The organism is Saccharopolyspora aridisoli, assembly GCF_004348445.1.
Lineage (GTDB): Bacteria > Actinomycetota > Actinomycetes > Mycobacteriales > Pseudonocardiaceae > Saccharopolyspora > Saccharopolyspora aridisoli.
The window spans coordinates 50,331-62,953 of record NZ_SMKV01000015.1 but is presented as its reverse complement, the minus strand read 5'-3'; the positions used below and the strand labels follow the sequence as shown (position 1 = coordinate 62,953).

At 69.1% G+C, this 12,623-nt stretch carries 15 protein-coding genes; 11 read left to right on the top strand and 4 right to left on the bottom strand.

Going from position 1 to position 12,623, the window contains the following annotated elements; translation table 11 throughout:
• Nucleotides 1–124 precede the first annotated feature (124 nt).
• Nucleotides 125–898: a sporulation protein gene (locus E1161_RS14260; RefSeq protein WP_132623534.1), complete on the bottom strand. Its 774-nt coding sequence runs from the start codon at nucleotides 896–898 to the stop codon at nucleotides 125–127.
• Nucleotides 899–1,003: 105 nt separating this feature from the next.
• On the opposite strand from E1161_RS14260, the gene E1161_RS14255 reads away from it, so the two are divergent.
• The 3 genes from E1161_RS14255 to E1161_RS14245 all read left to right on the top strand — a co-directional run bounded on the left by E1161_RS14255 (nucleotide 1,004) and on the right by E1161_RS14245 (nucleotide 2,431).
• On the top strand, nucleotides 1,004–1,891 hold the full coding sequence (locus E1161_RS14255) for an LLM class F420-dependent oxidoreductase (RefSeq protein WP_132623532.1): 888 nt from the start codon (nucleotides 1,004–1,006) through the stop codon (nucleotides 1,889–1,891).
• A 51-nt stretch (nucleotides 1,892–1,942) separates the two neighbouring features.
• Nucleotides 1,943–2,161: a helix-turn-helix domain-containing protein gene (locus tag E1161_RS14250; protein WP_132623530.1), complete on the top strand. Its 219-nt coding sequence runs from the start codon at nucleotides 1,943–1,945 to the stop codon at nucleotides 2,159–2,161.
• Nucleotides 2,162–2,242: 81 nt separating this feature from the next.
• Entirely contained in the window at nucleotides 2,243–2,431 is a 189-nt protein-coding gene (locus E1161_RS14245) for a hypothetical protein (RefSeq protein WP_132623528.1), read from the top strand.
• A 44-nt stretch (nucleotides 2,432–2,475) separates the two neighbouring features.
• On the opposite strand, the gene E1161_RS14240 is transcribed toward E1161_RS14245, so the two are convergent.
• On the bottom strand, nucleotides 2,476–3,156 hold the full coding sequence (locus tag E1161_RS14240; protein WP_132623526.1) for a TetR/AcrR family transcriptional regulator: 681 nt from the start codon (nucleotides 3,154–3,156) through the stop codon (nucleotides 2,476–2,478).
• Between the two features lie 120 nt (nucleotides 3,157–3,276).
• Between E1161_RS14240 and E1161_RS14235 the strand changes: the two genes are divergently transcribed.
• The 3 genes from E1161_RS14235 (at nucleotide 3,277) to E1161_RS14225 (ending at nucleotide 5,261) form a co-directional block, all read left to right on the top strand.
• Nucleotides 3,277–3,711 (top strand): hypothetical protein, encoded by a 435-nt coding sequence (locus E1161_RS14235; protein ID WP_132623524.1) that lies wholly within the window; start codon nucleotides 3,277–3,279, stop codon nucleotides 3,709–3,711.
• A 151-nt stretch (nucleotides 3,712–3,862) separates the two neighbouring features.
• The gene (locus E1161_RS14230; protein WP_132623522.1) at nucleotides 3,863–4,468 is read left to right on the top strand and encodes a hypothetical protein; all 606 of its coding nucleotides are present in this window, start codon (nucleotides 3,863–3,865) and stop codon (nucleotides 4,466–4,468) included.
• Nucleotides 4,469–4,613: 145 nt separating this feature from the next.
• Entirely contained in the window at nucleotides 4,614–5,261 is a 648-nt protein-coding gene (locus E1161_RS14225) for a dihydrofolate reductase family protein (RefSeq protein ID WP_132623520.1), read from the top strand.
• A gap of 41 nt (nucleotides 5,262–5,302) precedes the next feature.
• On the opposite strand, the gene E1161_RS14220 is transcribed toward E1161_RS14225, so the two are convergent.
• Nucleotides 5,303–6,814 (bottom strand): M28 family metallopeptidase, encoded by a 1,512-nt coding sequence (locus tag E1161_RS14220; protein WP_132623518.1) that lies wholly within the window; start codon nucleotides 6,812–6,814, stop codon nucleotides 5,303–5,305.
• Nucleotides 6,815–6,965: 151 nt separating this feature from the next.
• Here E1161_RS14220 and E1161_RS14215 point away from each other — a divergent pair, with 151 nt between their 5' ends.
• A complete protein-coding gene (locus E1161_RS14215; RefSeq protein ID WP_132623516.1) occupies nucleotides 6,966–7,943 on the top strand; it encodes an NAD(P)H-quinone oxidoreductase in 978 nt (325 codons plus the stop codon).
• 63 nt (nucleotides 7,944–8,006) lie between these two features.
• On the opposite strand, the gene E1161_RS14210 is transcribed toward E1161_RS14215, so the two are convergent.
• Complete coding sequence (locus E1161_RS14210; RefSeq protein ID WP_132623514.1) at nucleotides 8,007–9,206, bottom strand: cysteine desulfurase-like protein; 1,200 nt, start codon at nucleotides 9,204–9,206, stop codon at nucleotides 8,007–8,009.
• Between the two features lie 134 nt (nucleotides 9,207–9,340).
• On the opposite strand from E1161_RS14210, the gene E1161_RS14205 reads away from it, so the two are divergent.
• The 4 genes from E1161_RS14205 (at nucleotide 9,341) to glfT1 (ending at nucleotide 12,590) form a co-directional block, all read left to right on the top strand.
• A complete protein-coding gene (locus E1161_RS14205) occupies nucleotides 9,341–9,874 on the top strand; it encodes a bacterial proteasome activator family protein (protein ID WP_132623513.1) in 534 nt (177 codons plus the stop codon).
• Between the two features lie 107 nt (nucleotides 9,875–9,981).
• On the top strand, nucleotides 9,982–10,845 hold the full coding sequence (gene wzm / locus E1161_RS14200; protein WP_235875020.1) for a galactan export ABC transporter permease subunit Wzm/RfbD: 864 nt from the start codon (nucleotides 9,982–9,984) through the stop codon (nucleotides 10,843–10,845).
• 18 nt (nucleotides 10,846–10,863) lie between these two features.
• The gene (gene wzt / locus E1161_RS14195) at nucleotides 10,864–11,682 is read left to right on the top strand and encodes a galactan export ABC transporter ATP-binding subunit Wzt/RfbE (protein WP_132623511.1); all 819 of its coding nucleotides are present in this window, start codon (nucleotides 10,864–10,866) and stop codon (nucleotides 11,680–11,682) included.
• Nucleotides 11,679–12,590: a galactofuranosyltransferase GlfT1 gene (gene glfT1 / locus E1161_RS14190; protein WP_132623509.1), complete on the top strand. Its 912-nt coding sequence runs from the start codon at nucleotides 11,679–11,681 to the stop codon at nucleotides 12,588–12,590. Before wzt ends, glfT1 begins: the two co-directional genes overlap by 4 nt.
• Nucleotides 12,591–12,623: the final 33 nt, after the last annotated feature.

The following is a 12,623-nucleotide window of genomic DNA, read 5'->3' as shown; positions in this document are numbered from 1 at the left end:
CGTCACCCTCTCGTCGGAACGACGAAAGCCCGTGCCTGCAACGTGAACCGCTCCCGGACCGCAGCCGAGAGGCCCGAGAGCGGTTCGTGGCGGCCGCGACCCGCCGGACCGCGGCCGCTCGAGGTCACAGCCAGCCGCTGCCCATGCGGGCGAGGTGGTTGTGGAGTTCGGCCGTCCAGTCGACCTGGGGAATCGCCTGGTAGTCGATGTTGAGGACGTTGGTGAGGTCTCGGCCGCTGGAGAGCAGACCCGCCTTCTTGTCCCCTTCGATGATCATGTCGAGGCCGTCGTGACCCGCGATGAAGGTGACTTCGAGTTGCTTCAGGCGCGGGTAGTTCGGGGAGCCGTAGAACTCGATCTCCTGGTAGAACGGCAACGTCTGACGAGTTCCGCGCAGGTGGCCCGCCTCGCAGTCGACCCGGTGCAAGCGGAAGCCGAGGCGCTCCACCGCCTCCAGCAGGACGTGCTGAGCGGGCAGCGCGCCGACTCCGACCGGGTCGGTGTCGGTGGCGTCGACCGCGCCGCTGATCTCCAGCCTCGTGCGGATCGCGACCTCACCGCCCGGCAGGTGCCGGCCGTCGTAGAACGTGATCGGGGATTCCATCGGGGCCGTCACCTGGAACGGCAGCTCCACGACCTGGCCCGGCTGCAGGGCAACGCCCTCCCCGACCCGCTGCCGGCCGAAGCCGCGCACCGATTCGACCTCGTCGTCGTCGACCTCGCGTTCCACGCGGGTCACGAACTCGACCGACACACCGTCCAGCTGCTGCGGGACCTCGCCGCCGCGCAACCGCACGACGCCGTGGACCTGACCTCCCGGCTGCACACCCGGGGTGTGCAGCTCGGTCTCCACGTCGGCGCCGCCGACGCCGACCGCCGCCATCAACCTCTTGAACATGCCCCCAGTCTTCCCGGCGCACACGTTGCGCGGGCCCGCATTCCCCATTGTTCAGGCACTTCTCAGCAAGCCACGACAACGACCGCGCGGGTATAGCGTCGAAGCATGACTCAGATCGATTTCCAGAGCCGCGTCGGCGTGTGGTGGACCAGCGATTCCTGGAGCATCCGGGACGTGCGCTCTCGCGCGAAGGAGGTGGAAGGGCTCGGCTACGGTTCCCTGTTCTACGGCGAGGCGTTCGGCAAGGAGTCGTTGACGCAGGCTGGGGCGCTGCTCGGAGCGACCGAGCGGCTCGTCATCGGCACCGGCATCGCCAACATCCACGCCCGCGACGCCACGGCCGCCGAAGCCGGCTCCCGCACCCTCTCCGCCCTGCACCCCGGGCGGTTCGTGCTCGGACTCGGCGTCAGCCACGCTCCCCTCGTCGAGGGCAACGCCGGGACCTACGCCAAGCCGCTGGCGACCATGCGCACCTACCTCGAGCGCATGGACGAGCTCTCGGACGAGGTCGAACCGGGTGCCGCGCGACCTGCCCGGCTGCTGGCCGCGCTCGGCCCGAAGATGATCGAGCTGTCCGGCACGGCCGGCGACGGCGCGCACCCCTACCTGATCACCCCGGAGCAGACCGCGAGCACGCGCGAACTGCTCGGCCCCGACAAGTGGGTCGTCAGCGAGCAGGCCGTCGCGCTGACCACCGATCGCGAGGTCGGTCTGCGCCGCGCCCACGAGCACCTGCACATGTACTCGCAGCTGCCGAACTACAGGAACTCCTGGCTGCGGCAGGGCTTCGACGAGTCCGATCTCGTCGTCGGCGGGTCCGACGAGCTCGCCGAGCACCTGGTGGCGATCGGCGACGCCAAGGCGATCGCCGAGCACGTGCAGCGCCACCTGGACGCGGGGGCCGATCACGTGGTCATCCAGGTCCTCGGAGACGACCCGTCCGCGGACCCGGTGCCCGCGCTGCGCGAGATCGCACCCGCACTCGATCTGTGAGCCTTGCGTCAGGGTGACGGACCAGTGATCTTGCGCCGATAGGGTCGGCGCGTGAGTGGAACCGAGCAAGAACACCCCCACGACACCGAGGACCTGGTCCGCCTGGTGCTCCTCACCCGCCAGGAGCTGGGCTGGGACCAGGAGAAGCTCGCCGCGTCGGCCGGAATACCCGAGTCCGACGTGGCGCGCTTCGAGGCGCACGAGATCGTCCCGGCCAAGCCGCTGGCGCTTCACTTCCTCGAAGTGATGGGCGTGGTGGTGCAGTCCTGAACCCGCTCGTCATCGAGGGTTCAGCTTCTCGACGGAGGGCTCGGGGAACGTGGTCTACCCCGTGCTGCGAGCATGGGGGTCGTGGATGAGACGCAAGACGTGAAGGCCCGGCCCAAGCCCACCGGCGCCGTCGTGTGCGCGCACCTCGGAATCGGGGTCGACGACGAACAGGCGAAGCTCGCCCGCGACCGCCTCAACAAGTCGCTGGCGCACTACAGGGTGGCGTTGCTGGCAGGGGAGCGGTCAGGCGCCGAGGTCGTCGGCGCCTGACCGCCCCACCACCGGTAGCGGCGAGCGCACTCCGTCCAGCGGAGCTAGCTCGTCGCGATGCGCTGCGCCTTGGCGCGTTCCTCGGCGGCCCGGTCCTCACCGATGAACGGGGCGACGACGCAGAACAGCAGATCGGGCAGCAGTTCGGGCAGCTGCTCGGCCTCACCGCGCCGCACGCGGTTGTAGAGGACTTCGAGGACCGCCCCGACGATGGTCTCGGCGGTGAAGCTCGCCCCCAGCGCGGTTTGCGGGAAGTTCCGCGTCTGCTCGGTGATCACCTCGGTGAGGCTTCGGATGATCTCGCCACGGCGGCGCAGCGCCTCAGGCCCCGCGGCGAAGACCTCGACGATGCCCAGCACCGCCGCGTCCGGATCCGCCGCGAGCTCGCGCAGCGTGCTCTCCAGCGCCTCTCGAGCGCTGGAGACGTAGTCCTCGTGCGCCGAGTAGGCGGTGTGCACGGCCGTGACCAGGCGATCCGCGACGTCGTCGAACGCGGCGAGGAACGCGACCTGCTTGTTGGCGAAGTGCTGGTAGAAGGTCTTGCGTGAGACGCTGGCCCCGCTGACGAAGTCCTCGACCGTCGCGTCCGCGTAGCCGCGCCGACCGACGGCGGTCACCACGGCGTCGAGGATGCGCCCGCGCTGGTCGTCGGCCACCTGATCCGCCGGTATTCCGTGCCGTCCAGGCGGCAGCTTCCGCTGATCGCGGGAAATCCTGGCGCCCACCTGCCTGCTACCTCGCTCGTGGTCGATGGATCAGTTCGCCGGAAGCAAGATCTTCAAATCAAGCGTACCGGCCCGCTAACGTGCCCGCGTAAACATTTCGGGGGGAATGAAGGTGAGCACGTGATCTCGAATTCGCCTGAGTCGTTCGCCAATGCGGTGGAGGCGTGGCACGCGGCCTGCAAGCAAGCGTGCCTGGAGAATCGGAACTGCCTTGATCGATACGGCGCGGTCGTCACCGCGCTGATCACCTGGTTGGCGGACAACCCGGACGCCGCTCGACTGTACTTCGGTGACTGCGATGAAACCGAACATCCCTGGCTATCGACTTATGTCCGTTCCGCCGCGAACGATCTGACCAGGTCACTCGTCGAGTTGAACGTTGCGCACAACCACCCGGAGAACAAGACGAAGATCGAATTCGTCATCGGGGCGCTCCGCCACCTCGTTCGCGAGGAATTACGCAGGGGAGCACTCGACCACACCCGATTGGCCCACCGCCTCACCCAATTCGCCCCGTTGCTCCCGACGAACCAGAACTGCAGCGATCACCCGTGATCAACCCTGTCATTGCGGTTTAGAAACGTGCGTGTTTCTATACATTTTCCTCAAGGCGCAGCCTCGAATCCACCACCAACTCCACGTCATCCGCGACACGAAACGACGTGCCGTCGGAGCTGCGAGGCATGCCCCACGACAGGAGGTCATGATGCGCACAGGACGACGCAGGACCGCAGCCGTGGCGATGATCGCCGCGTTCTCCCTCAGCGGCGCCGCGGCGGCCCAGGCCGCCACCGCCCAGGCCGTGCAGTGGAACCCGCAGAACACCGTCGAACCCATCACCCTGGTGAGCGGAACGCAGCTGGTCATGACGGCCAATACCGGGGTCGAGGTCAGGTGCGACGTGGTGAACGGCAACGTCCAAGCACCCGTCGCCGGCAACCCGGCCGTCGCCGGAACCGTGGATTCCTCCGGCGCTCCGGCCGCACCGACCATCACCGACTGCACCAACACGCTCGCACCGTCGGCGACCACCACCGTCACCCCGTCCGGCCAGTGGCTGGCCACCGCGACCAGCACCGGCAGCGTGGACATCAGCCAGGCCAGCGCGACGGTGACCATCAGCGGAACGTGCACGATCACCGTCGACAACGCCGCCGTCCCGGCCAACGGCTGGGACAACGGGACCCACCAGCTGACCGCCAACTCCACGTCCTCGTTCCCGATCAGCGAGAGCGGCCTGCTCTGCGACGGCGCGACCAGCGCGACGCTCAGCGGCACGCTGCAACTCCCGGCGGAGGTGACCATCTCCTGACCCCGCGGGCGGGGCGCGGCGACGACCGCGCCCCGCTCGTCGCATCACCGACGCGCGCAGGGGAGTTGCGCAAGATAGGAGAAGACGTCATCGGTGGGGCGTCCTAGGTTCAACGGGTCGAACAATCGCAGGAAGGACTCCCCACATGACCCAGCGCGTCCGCGTTCACTGCATGAGCGTCTCCCGGGACGGGATCGGAGCAGGTCACGACCAGAGCTTCGAGCGACCGTTCGGCACGGCCGCGAACCCGGAGGCGATGTTCGCCTGGGCCGGTGCCACCGCCAGCTGGCCGAACCGCGCGGACGCGGGTGGCACCCGGGGGTTCGAGGACCACATCACGCGTGATTTCACCCGCAACATCGGCGCTGAGATCATGGGGCGCAACAAGTTCGGCCCGCTGCGCGGCTCCTGGCAGGACCACGAGTGGCAGGGCTGGTGGGGTGGTGAACCGCCGTTCCACACCCCGGTCTTCGTCCTCACCCACCACGAGCGGCCCTCGTTCACGCTCGCCGACACAACGTTCCACTTCCTCGACGCGACCCCGCAGGAGGCCGTCGAGAAGGCGAAGGCCGCGGCGGGCGACGAGGACGTGCGCATCGGCGGTGGCATCACCACGCTGCGCGAGTTCATCGACGCCGACCTCATCGACGAGATGCACATCGCCGTCGTCCCGGTCGAGCTCGGTGACGGGGTCCGGCTCTGGCAGACCCCCGACGAGCTCACCGACCGCTACCACCTGGAGCGCATCACCGCTCCGAGCGGCGTCGAGCACCACTTCTTCTGGAAGCGCTGAGCGGGGCGCGGGAACGACCGCGCCCCGCTCAGCGGCTTCGGTCAGCTCGCGTTGTGGCCGTGCGGGATCGCGCGGCCCTCGGGGTGCGCGGCGAAGGTGGACGCCTGCGCCTGGCGCAGGCGTGCCCGCTCCTCGCGGGTCTGCATGCCGTTGATCGCCTCCGTGCTGTGCGAGTACGCCTCGACGACGTTGGCGAGGCCCTTGGCGTTGCGCTCCAGGGCGAGGCGGTCGATGTTGCCGAGGTGATCGGCCGCCTGGTGGTAGTTCGGGTCGTACGCCGCTCCCGCGGTGCCGCCCCACTTGGCGGCCTGGGCCTCGGTCTTGATCCCCTCGGCACCGGTGAACAGCCCGCCCGCGGGGATGCCGTTGGCGATGAATTCGCCGTAGTCGGAGCGGCCGTTGAAGTCGGTGCCCTCCAGCTCCACGCCCTGCGCGGCCATCGCGGCCACGAAGTCCTGCTCGATCTGACCCGAACCCTGCGGGCCGGGGCCCGAGCCGACAGCGTCGGAGTCGTCACCGTCGTAGGCGAAGTAGCCGGCGTTCGGCGAGCCGATCATGTCGAAGTTCAGGTACAGCGCGATGTCGAGCTGCTGCTCGAAGCTCAGGCTCTGCACGTACTTCGTGGAACCGATCAGGCCCGACTCCTCCGCGCCCCACCAAGCGAAGCGCACCGCGTTCTCGGTGTGCGGGCTGCCGCCCATGCGCAGCGCGGCCTCCAGCAATCCGGCGCTGCCGCTGCCGTTGTCGTTGATGCCCGGACCTTCCGCGACGCTGTCCAGGTGCGCGCCCGCCATCACGACGTTGTCGGGGCGGCCGGTGCGGGTCTGCGCGACGACGTTGCGGGTCGTGACGGTCTCCAGCCGCGACTGGACGTCCAGCTCCACCTCGGCGCCCGCCTGCCCGGCCAGGACCTCGCCGACCTGCTTGGTCACGCCCGCGCTGGGGATGCGCGCGTCCGCGGGGTCGCCGAGCGTGCCGTTGAGCGGCCCGTCGACGTTGTTGTAGATGATCGCGCCCGCGGCACCGAGATCTGCCGCGACGCGCTGCTTGTGGGCGAAGGTGCAGGAGCCGCGCTGGATCAAGACCACCGAACCCGCCACGTCAGCGGGGAAGTCCGCGGCCTCGCAGCCCGGGGTGTCGTCGACCGCGGCGACCGACAGCGGGGCGGTGATCCCGCCCTGCGGGGTGGCCGGGGAGTACTCCAGCGCATCGCCCTCGGTGGGCTGACCGGCGACCGCGAGGCTGAAGGAGTCCAGGTAGTAGGCGTCGTAGGTGAACTCCGGCGTCGTCACGTCGAAGCCAGCACCGCGCAACTTGCCCGCGACGTGGTCCACGCTCGCCTCGTACCCGGGAAGCCCGGACGCGCGGTTCCCGCCGTTGCTGTCGGCGATCCGCTGCAACGCGATCAGGTGACGGTTGACGGCGTCACCGGTGATCCGGTCGCCGAGACCGGCCGGTGCCGCGGAGGCCGGGGCGATGGCGACCAGAGCTGCCGCGCAAGTGGCGGCCAGAGCAGCGGCCGTGCGTCTGGGTGTGGTGGTTCGCGAACTCATCGAGCTCCCCCGTTTTGTGCGGATTGGGTGGTTGTCCGATCCAGTCAAGCGAACCCGGACGGAGTTCAGAAGCGGGAATGTTTCCCGTTTTTCCCGACCCGGTCCGCGTTCTCGGTTTTCGCGCCGCCCGAGGCTGACTACCGTCACGGGCATGCATGGGATTTCAATCCGCGAGCCCGGTGACCCCGACGTTCTGGTGTGGACCGAACACCCGGACCCCGAGCCTGGCCCCGGTGAGGTGGTCATCGACGTCGTGGCCAGCGCGGTCAACCGCGCCGACCTCGCTCAGCGCCAAGGCAACTACCCGCCGCCCAAGGGCGCAAGCGAGATCCCCGGACTGGAGTGTTCCGGCACGATCGCCGAGATCGGCGAGGGCGTGACCGGCTGGAACGTCGGCGACGAGGTGTGCGCGCTGCTGGCCGGCGGCGGCTACGCCGAGCGGGTGGCCGTCCCCGCGGCGCAGGTGCTGCCCAAACCCGCCGGGGTGGACCTGGTGGAGGCGGCCGGGATTCCCGAGGTCGGCTGCACCGTGTGGTCGAACGTGGTCATGGAAGCCGGACTGCGCGAAGGGCACACGTTCCTGGTGCACGGCGGCGCGGGCGGCATCGGGACCTGCGCGATCCAGATCGCCAAGGCACTGGGCGCACGAGTCGCCGCGACCGCGGGATCGGCCGAGAGCCGCGCGCTCTGCGCGGAGCTGGGCGCCGATCCGGTGATCTCCTACCGCGACGAGGACTTCGTCGAGATCATCAAGGGTCTCGGCGGGGCGAACATCATCCTCGACAACATGGGCGCGTCCTACCTGGACCGGAACCTCTCCGCGCTGGCCGTGGACGGGTTCCTGGCCGTGATCGGGATGCAGGGCGGCGCCAAGGCCGAGCTGAACATGGGCAAGATGCTGATGAAGCGCCTGCGCATGTCGGCCCTCGGCCTGCGCGGACGCCCCGTGGACGGGCCGAACGGCAAGGCCCGCATCGTCGCCGACGTGCGCGAACGCCTCTGGCCGCTGATCGAGGGCGGCGAGGTGCGGATGCCGGTGCATGCGCAGGTCCCGATGGCCGAGGCGTCCCGCGCCCACGCCACCCTCGAATCGGGCGATGTCCGGGGCAAGGTCCTCCTGGTGCGGTGAGGACGCGATCGCGCGCGGAGCTCGACGCCCCCGCAGGTCTCGAACTGCGCGCGGAAGCCGGTATCAGGTGAGGTCGGCGACCGCCTGGAGGAGCTGGTCGACCTCGGTGGAGTTCGTGTAGTGCGCCAGGCCGACCCGGATGGCTCCGCCGACCTCGGCCGCGCCCAGGGCCGCGAAGACGCCGTGGGTGCCCGGGTCGGCGAAGGCGCAGATGCCCTGGTCGGCCAGGTGCAACACGGCGTCCTCGGCCTTGACGCCGTTGACGGTGAAGGCCACCGACGGGATTCGGCGCATGGCATCGCCGATGAGCATCACCTCGGGGAGCTTGCGCAGCCCGTTGGTCAGGTTGGTCAGCAGACCCGCCTGGTAGGACTTCACCGCGCGCAACGAGGTCAGCAGCCGTTCCCGGCGAGGCCCGATGGCCGCGTCGTCGAGACCGGCGAGGTAGTCCACCGAGGCGACCAGGCCCGCGAGCAGCGGGAACGCGTGCGGCCCCATCTCCAGGCGCTCCGGCCCCCTGGCGCTGTGGTCCAGCGACACCGACGGCAGGTGGTCGAGCATCGCCGGGTCGCGGAAGGCCAGCGCTCCCACTTGCGGACCGCCCCACGCCGAGGCGTTGACGGCGACCACGTCGGCGCCCAGCTCGGTGATCTCCAGCGGGACGAACGGAGCGGCGGCGGAGGCGTCGACGACCAGCAGCGCGTCGTGCTCGTCAGCGGCCTCCGCGGCCGGGCGGATGTCCGGCCGGGTGCCGACCGCGCCCGAAGCCGCCGTGATCGCCACGACCTTCGTGCGCGGCGTGACCAGGTCGCCGTACTGCCAGGTCGGCAGCTCGCACGTCTCGATGTCGATCTCGGCCCAGCGCACGGTCGAACCGGAGCGCTGGGCGGCGCGCTGCCACGGGTCGACGTTGTCGGGCGAGTCCAGCCGGGAGACGACGACGTCGTCGCCGATCATCCAGCCGTCGCCCAGGGCGTCGGCGAGCCTGCCGAGCAGCACGGCCGAGTTCGGCCCGAGCACCACCCCGGAGGGCTTGGCACCCACGAGATCCGCGATCGCGCGACGAGCGGCCTCCACGATCGCCTCGGCGCGCTGCGAAGCGGGGAAGTTCCCGCCAGGACCGGAAACCGGGGCCCGCAGCGCGGTCGATGCCGCTGTTGCCACCTGCTCGGGAACCTGCATGCCTGCCGGGGCGTCCAGGTGCACCCACCCGTCGCCGAGCGCCGGGAAGAGTCCGCGAACCGCCGCGACGTCGAACGCCATGATCCAGACATTACTGAAACGCGGAGCTCGGCGGCGTCCAGGGTGGCCGATACTGCATCACTCGCGAGCCGTTGCCCCAGCGCTGCGGGCGAGTCGGCACGACCCCTCCCACGATCTCGCGGGACACTGGGAACATGGCAGCCATGAACGAACAAGAGCGTCCGCAGGTGTTCGTGGTGGGCGAGGACGGCAACCCCGTGGGTGCCGGCGCAACCGAAACCGGCGAAGAGGGTCAGGAGCACGGCGAGGACATCAACGGCCTGGTGGAGCAGCCGGCCAAGGTGATGCGCATCGGCACCATGATCAAGCAGCTGCTGGAGGAAGTCCGCCAGGCGCCGCTGGACGAGGCGAGCCGCAGCAGGCTGAAGGAGATCCACCAGTCCTCCATCCGGGAGCTGGAGCAGGGCCTGGCGCCGGAGCTCATCGAGGAGCTGGAACGGCTGTCACTGCCGTTCGCGCAGGAGAGCACGCCCTCGGACGCAGAGCTGCGGATCGCCCAGGCCCAGCTGGTGGGCTGGCTGGAGGGTCTGTTCCACGGCCTGCAGACCGCGCTGTTCGCCCAGCAGATGGCCGCACGGGCCCAGCTGGAGCAGATGCGCCGAGGCCTGCCGGCAGGTTCAGGCGAACCGGACATGGGCCCGACCAAGGGCACCGGGCAGTACCTCTAGTGGTCCTGCGTACTAACGGAAGGTAGCGCCCGACGTCAAGCGGGCGCTACGCCTTCGAGTGACGCCCAGCCCGAGTGGGCACACGCGTGGTCGGTACTCTTTCGCTCGTGCATGCTACGAGCACGCTAGACCGACCCCCGGCGCCTTCTGAGATCTCGCCGCGGTCCTGGCGAAAAGCGTTCAACGACATCAGTGACGCCCTCAGCCAGCGACAGCTGTGGGCTCATCTGGGCTGGCAGGACATCAAGCAGCGCTACCGCCGCTCCGTCATCGGCCCGCTGTGGATCACCATCAGCATGGCCGTCACGGTCACGGCGCTCGGTCTGCTCTACTCGCAGCTGTTCGGGCAGCCGCTGGCGGAGCACCTGCCGTACCTGGCGGTGGGCTTCATCGTCTGGGGCTTCATCGGGAACTGCGTCAACGACGGTTCCGAGGTCTTCATCTCCAACGAGGGGCTGATCAAGCAGCTCCCGGCGCCGGTCAGCATTCACGTGCTGCGGCTGCTGTGGCGGCAGGTCCTGTTCTTCGCGCACAACCTCGCCGTGTACTTCGTGCTGCTGCTGATCTTCCCGCAGCCGTTGTCGTGGACGGTCCTGCTGGCGATCCCGGCGTTCGTGCTGATCGGGCTCAACGGCGCTTGGGTGATCATGGTGGTCGGCACCATCTCGACGCGGTTCCGCGACATCCCGCCGGTGACCCAGAGCATCGTGCAGCTGATGTTCTTCATGACGCCGATCGTGTGGAACTACGACCAGTTCAAGTCGAGCCCGAACCCCGTGATCGCGGAGCGCGCGAAGCTCGCCGAGATCAACCCGTTCATGCACTTCCTGGAGATCATCCGGCAGCCCATGCTCGGCAGCCCGATCGCCTGGCACCACTGGCTGGTGTGCGGCGCGATCACCGTCGTGGGTTGGACTGTGGCGCTGTTCGTCCTGCGCAACTACCGTGCCCGTGTCTCCTACTGGGTCTGAGTGAGGCCGATATAAACCATGGTCAGCATCGACGTATGGAACGCGGCGGTCGACTTCCCGATCTTCGACGCGAAGTCCCGCTCGCTGAAGAAGGCCGTGCTCGGCCGAGCCGGGGGCAAGATCGGCACGGACAGCCGGGTGCCGGTCATCGAGGCGCTGCACGACATCAACATGTCGCTGCGCGAAGGTGACCGGGTCGCGCTGGTCGGCCACAACGGCGCGGGAAAGTCCACGCTGCTGCGGCTGCTGTCGGGCATCTACGAGCCCACCCGGGGCAGCTCTCGCGTGGTCGGCAAGGTCGCGCCGGTGTTCGACCTCGGCGTGGGCATGGACCCGGAGATCTCCGGCTACGAGAACATCATCATCCGCGGCCTCTTCCTGGGCATGTCCCGCAAGGAGATGGAGAAGCGGATCGACGACATCGCCGAGTTCACCGAGCTCGGTGACTACCTGGCGATGCCGCTGCGCACCTACTCCACCGGCATGCGGGTCCGGCTCGCGCTGGGCGTGGTGACCTCGATCGACCCCGAGATCCTGATCCTGGACGAGGGCATCGGCGCGGTCGACGCGGAGTTCCTGGAGAAGGCGCGGGACCGCCTCAACGACCTCGTCAAGCGGTCCGGCATGCTTGTCTTCGCATCGCACTCCGACGAGTTCCTCGTCGAGCTGTGCAGCACCGCGATTTGGATGGACAAGGGCGGTATTCGCGAAGAGGGCTCGCTGCGCGAGGTCTTGACGCACTACAAGGGGTACGACCCCTTCAACAACCTGAGTGAGGAAACCCTGGCCCGGATCGGCGAATCACGGGCCACGATCGGGAGCGAAGAAGGCTCATGAACACCGACTCCGCACAGCAGCTGCCCGCCGGATCCGTAGTCGCGGTCATCGTCACGAGGCACCGTCGCGAGCTGCTGGCCGAGTCCCTGAAGGTCATCGCGAGTCAGACCCGGTTGCCGGACCACCTCGTCGTGGTCGACAACGGTCCCGACCAGTCGGCCTCCGACGTGGTCGACGACTGCCCGGTGCCCTCCACCTACATCGCCTCGCAGCGGAACCTCGGCGGCGCCGGCGGCTTCGCGCTGGGCATGCTGACCGCGCTGTCGCTGGGCGCGGAGTGGGTGTGGCTCGGGGACGACGACGGCCGCCCGGCCGACGAGCGCGCGCTGTCCACGCTGCTGGAGGTCGCCGAGAAGCGGCGGCTGGCCGCCGTGTCGCCGGTGGTGGTCAACATCGACACCCCTGACACGCTCGCCTTCCCGCTGCGCCGTGGCCTGACCTGGAAGCGCGAGGTCAGCGAGCTGCCGGAGGACTTCCTGCCGGGCATCGCCTCGCTGTTCAACGGCGCGCTGTTCCGCGCCACCACGCTCGACGTCGTGGGCGTGCCGGACTACCGGCTGTTCTTCCGGGGCGACGAGGTGGAGATCCACCGCCGCCTGGTGCGCTCGGGCCTGCCGTTCGGGACCACGTTCCGCACGAAGTTCCTGCACCCGGACGGTTCGGCGGAGTTCAAGCCGATGCTGGGCGGCCGGTTCCACGCCCAGGACCCCTCCGACGCCAACAAGCGCTATTACACCTACCGCAACCGCGGTTACCTGCTCTCGCAGCCGGGAATGCGCAAGATCGGCGCCCTGGAGGTCGTCCGGTTCGGCCTGTACTTCGTGGTGCAGCGCAAGGACCCGAAGGCGTTCCGCCAGTGGCTGCGCCTGGTGATCCAGGGCCGCAAGGAGCGGTTCTTCCGCCGTTGATCCGAAGCTTCGACCGAGCGGTCGCCGGAACTC

Bases quoted from the DNA above. Each gene is read 5' to 3' on its own strand.
- E1161_RS14260 (WP_132623534.1), bottom strand. From the start codon at position 898: ATGTTCAAGAGGTTGATGGCGGCGGTCGGCGTCGGCGGCGCCGACGTG.
- E1161_RS14255 (WP_132623532.1), top strand. From the start codon at position 1,004: ATGACTCAGATCGATTTCCAGAGCCGCGTCGGCGTGTGGTGGACCAGC.
- E1161_RS14230 (WP_132623522.1), top strand. From the start codon at position 3,863: ATGCGCACAGGACGACGCAGGACCGCAGCCGTGGCGATGATCGCCGCG.
- E1161_RS14225 (WP_132623520.1), top strand. From the start codon at position 4,614: ATGACCCAGCGCGTCCGCGTTCACTGCATGAGCGTCTCCCGGGACGGG.
- E1161_RS14220 (WP_132623518.1), bottom strand. From the start codon at position 6,814: ATGAGTTCGCGAACCACCACACCCAGACGCACGGCCGCTGCTCTGGCC.
- E1161_RS14215 (WP_132623516.1), top strand. From the start codon at position 6,966: ATGCATGGGATTTCAATCCGCGAGCCCGGTGACCCCGACGTTCTGGTG.
- E1161_RS14210 (WP_132623514.1), bottom strand. From the start codon at position 9,206: ATGGCGTTCGACGTCGCGGCGGTTCGCGGACTCTTCCCGGCGCTCGGC.
- E1161_RS14205 (WP_132623513.1), top strand. From the start codon at position 9,341: ATGGCAGCCATGAACGAACAAGAGCGTCCGCAGGTGTTCGTGGTGGGC.
- wzt (WP_132623511.1), top strand. From the start codon at position 10,864: ATGGTCAGCATCGACGTATGGAACGCGGCGGTCGACTTCCCGATCTTC.
- glfT1 (WP_132623509.1), top strand. From the start codon at position 11,679: ATGAACACCGACTCCGCACAGCAGCTGCCCGCCGGATCCGTAGTCGCG.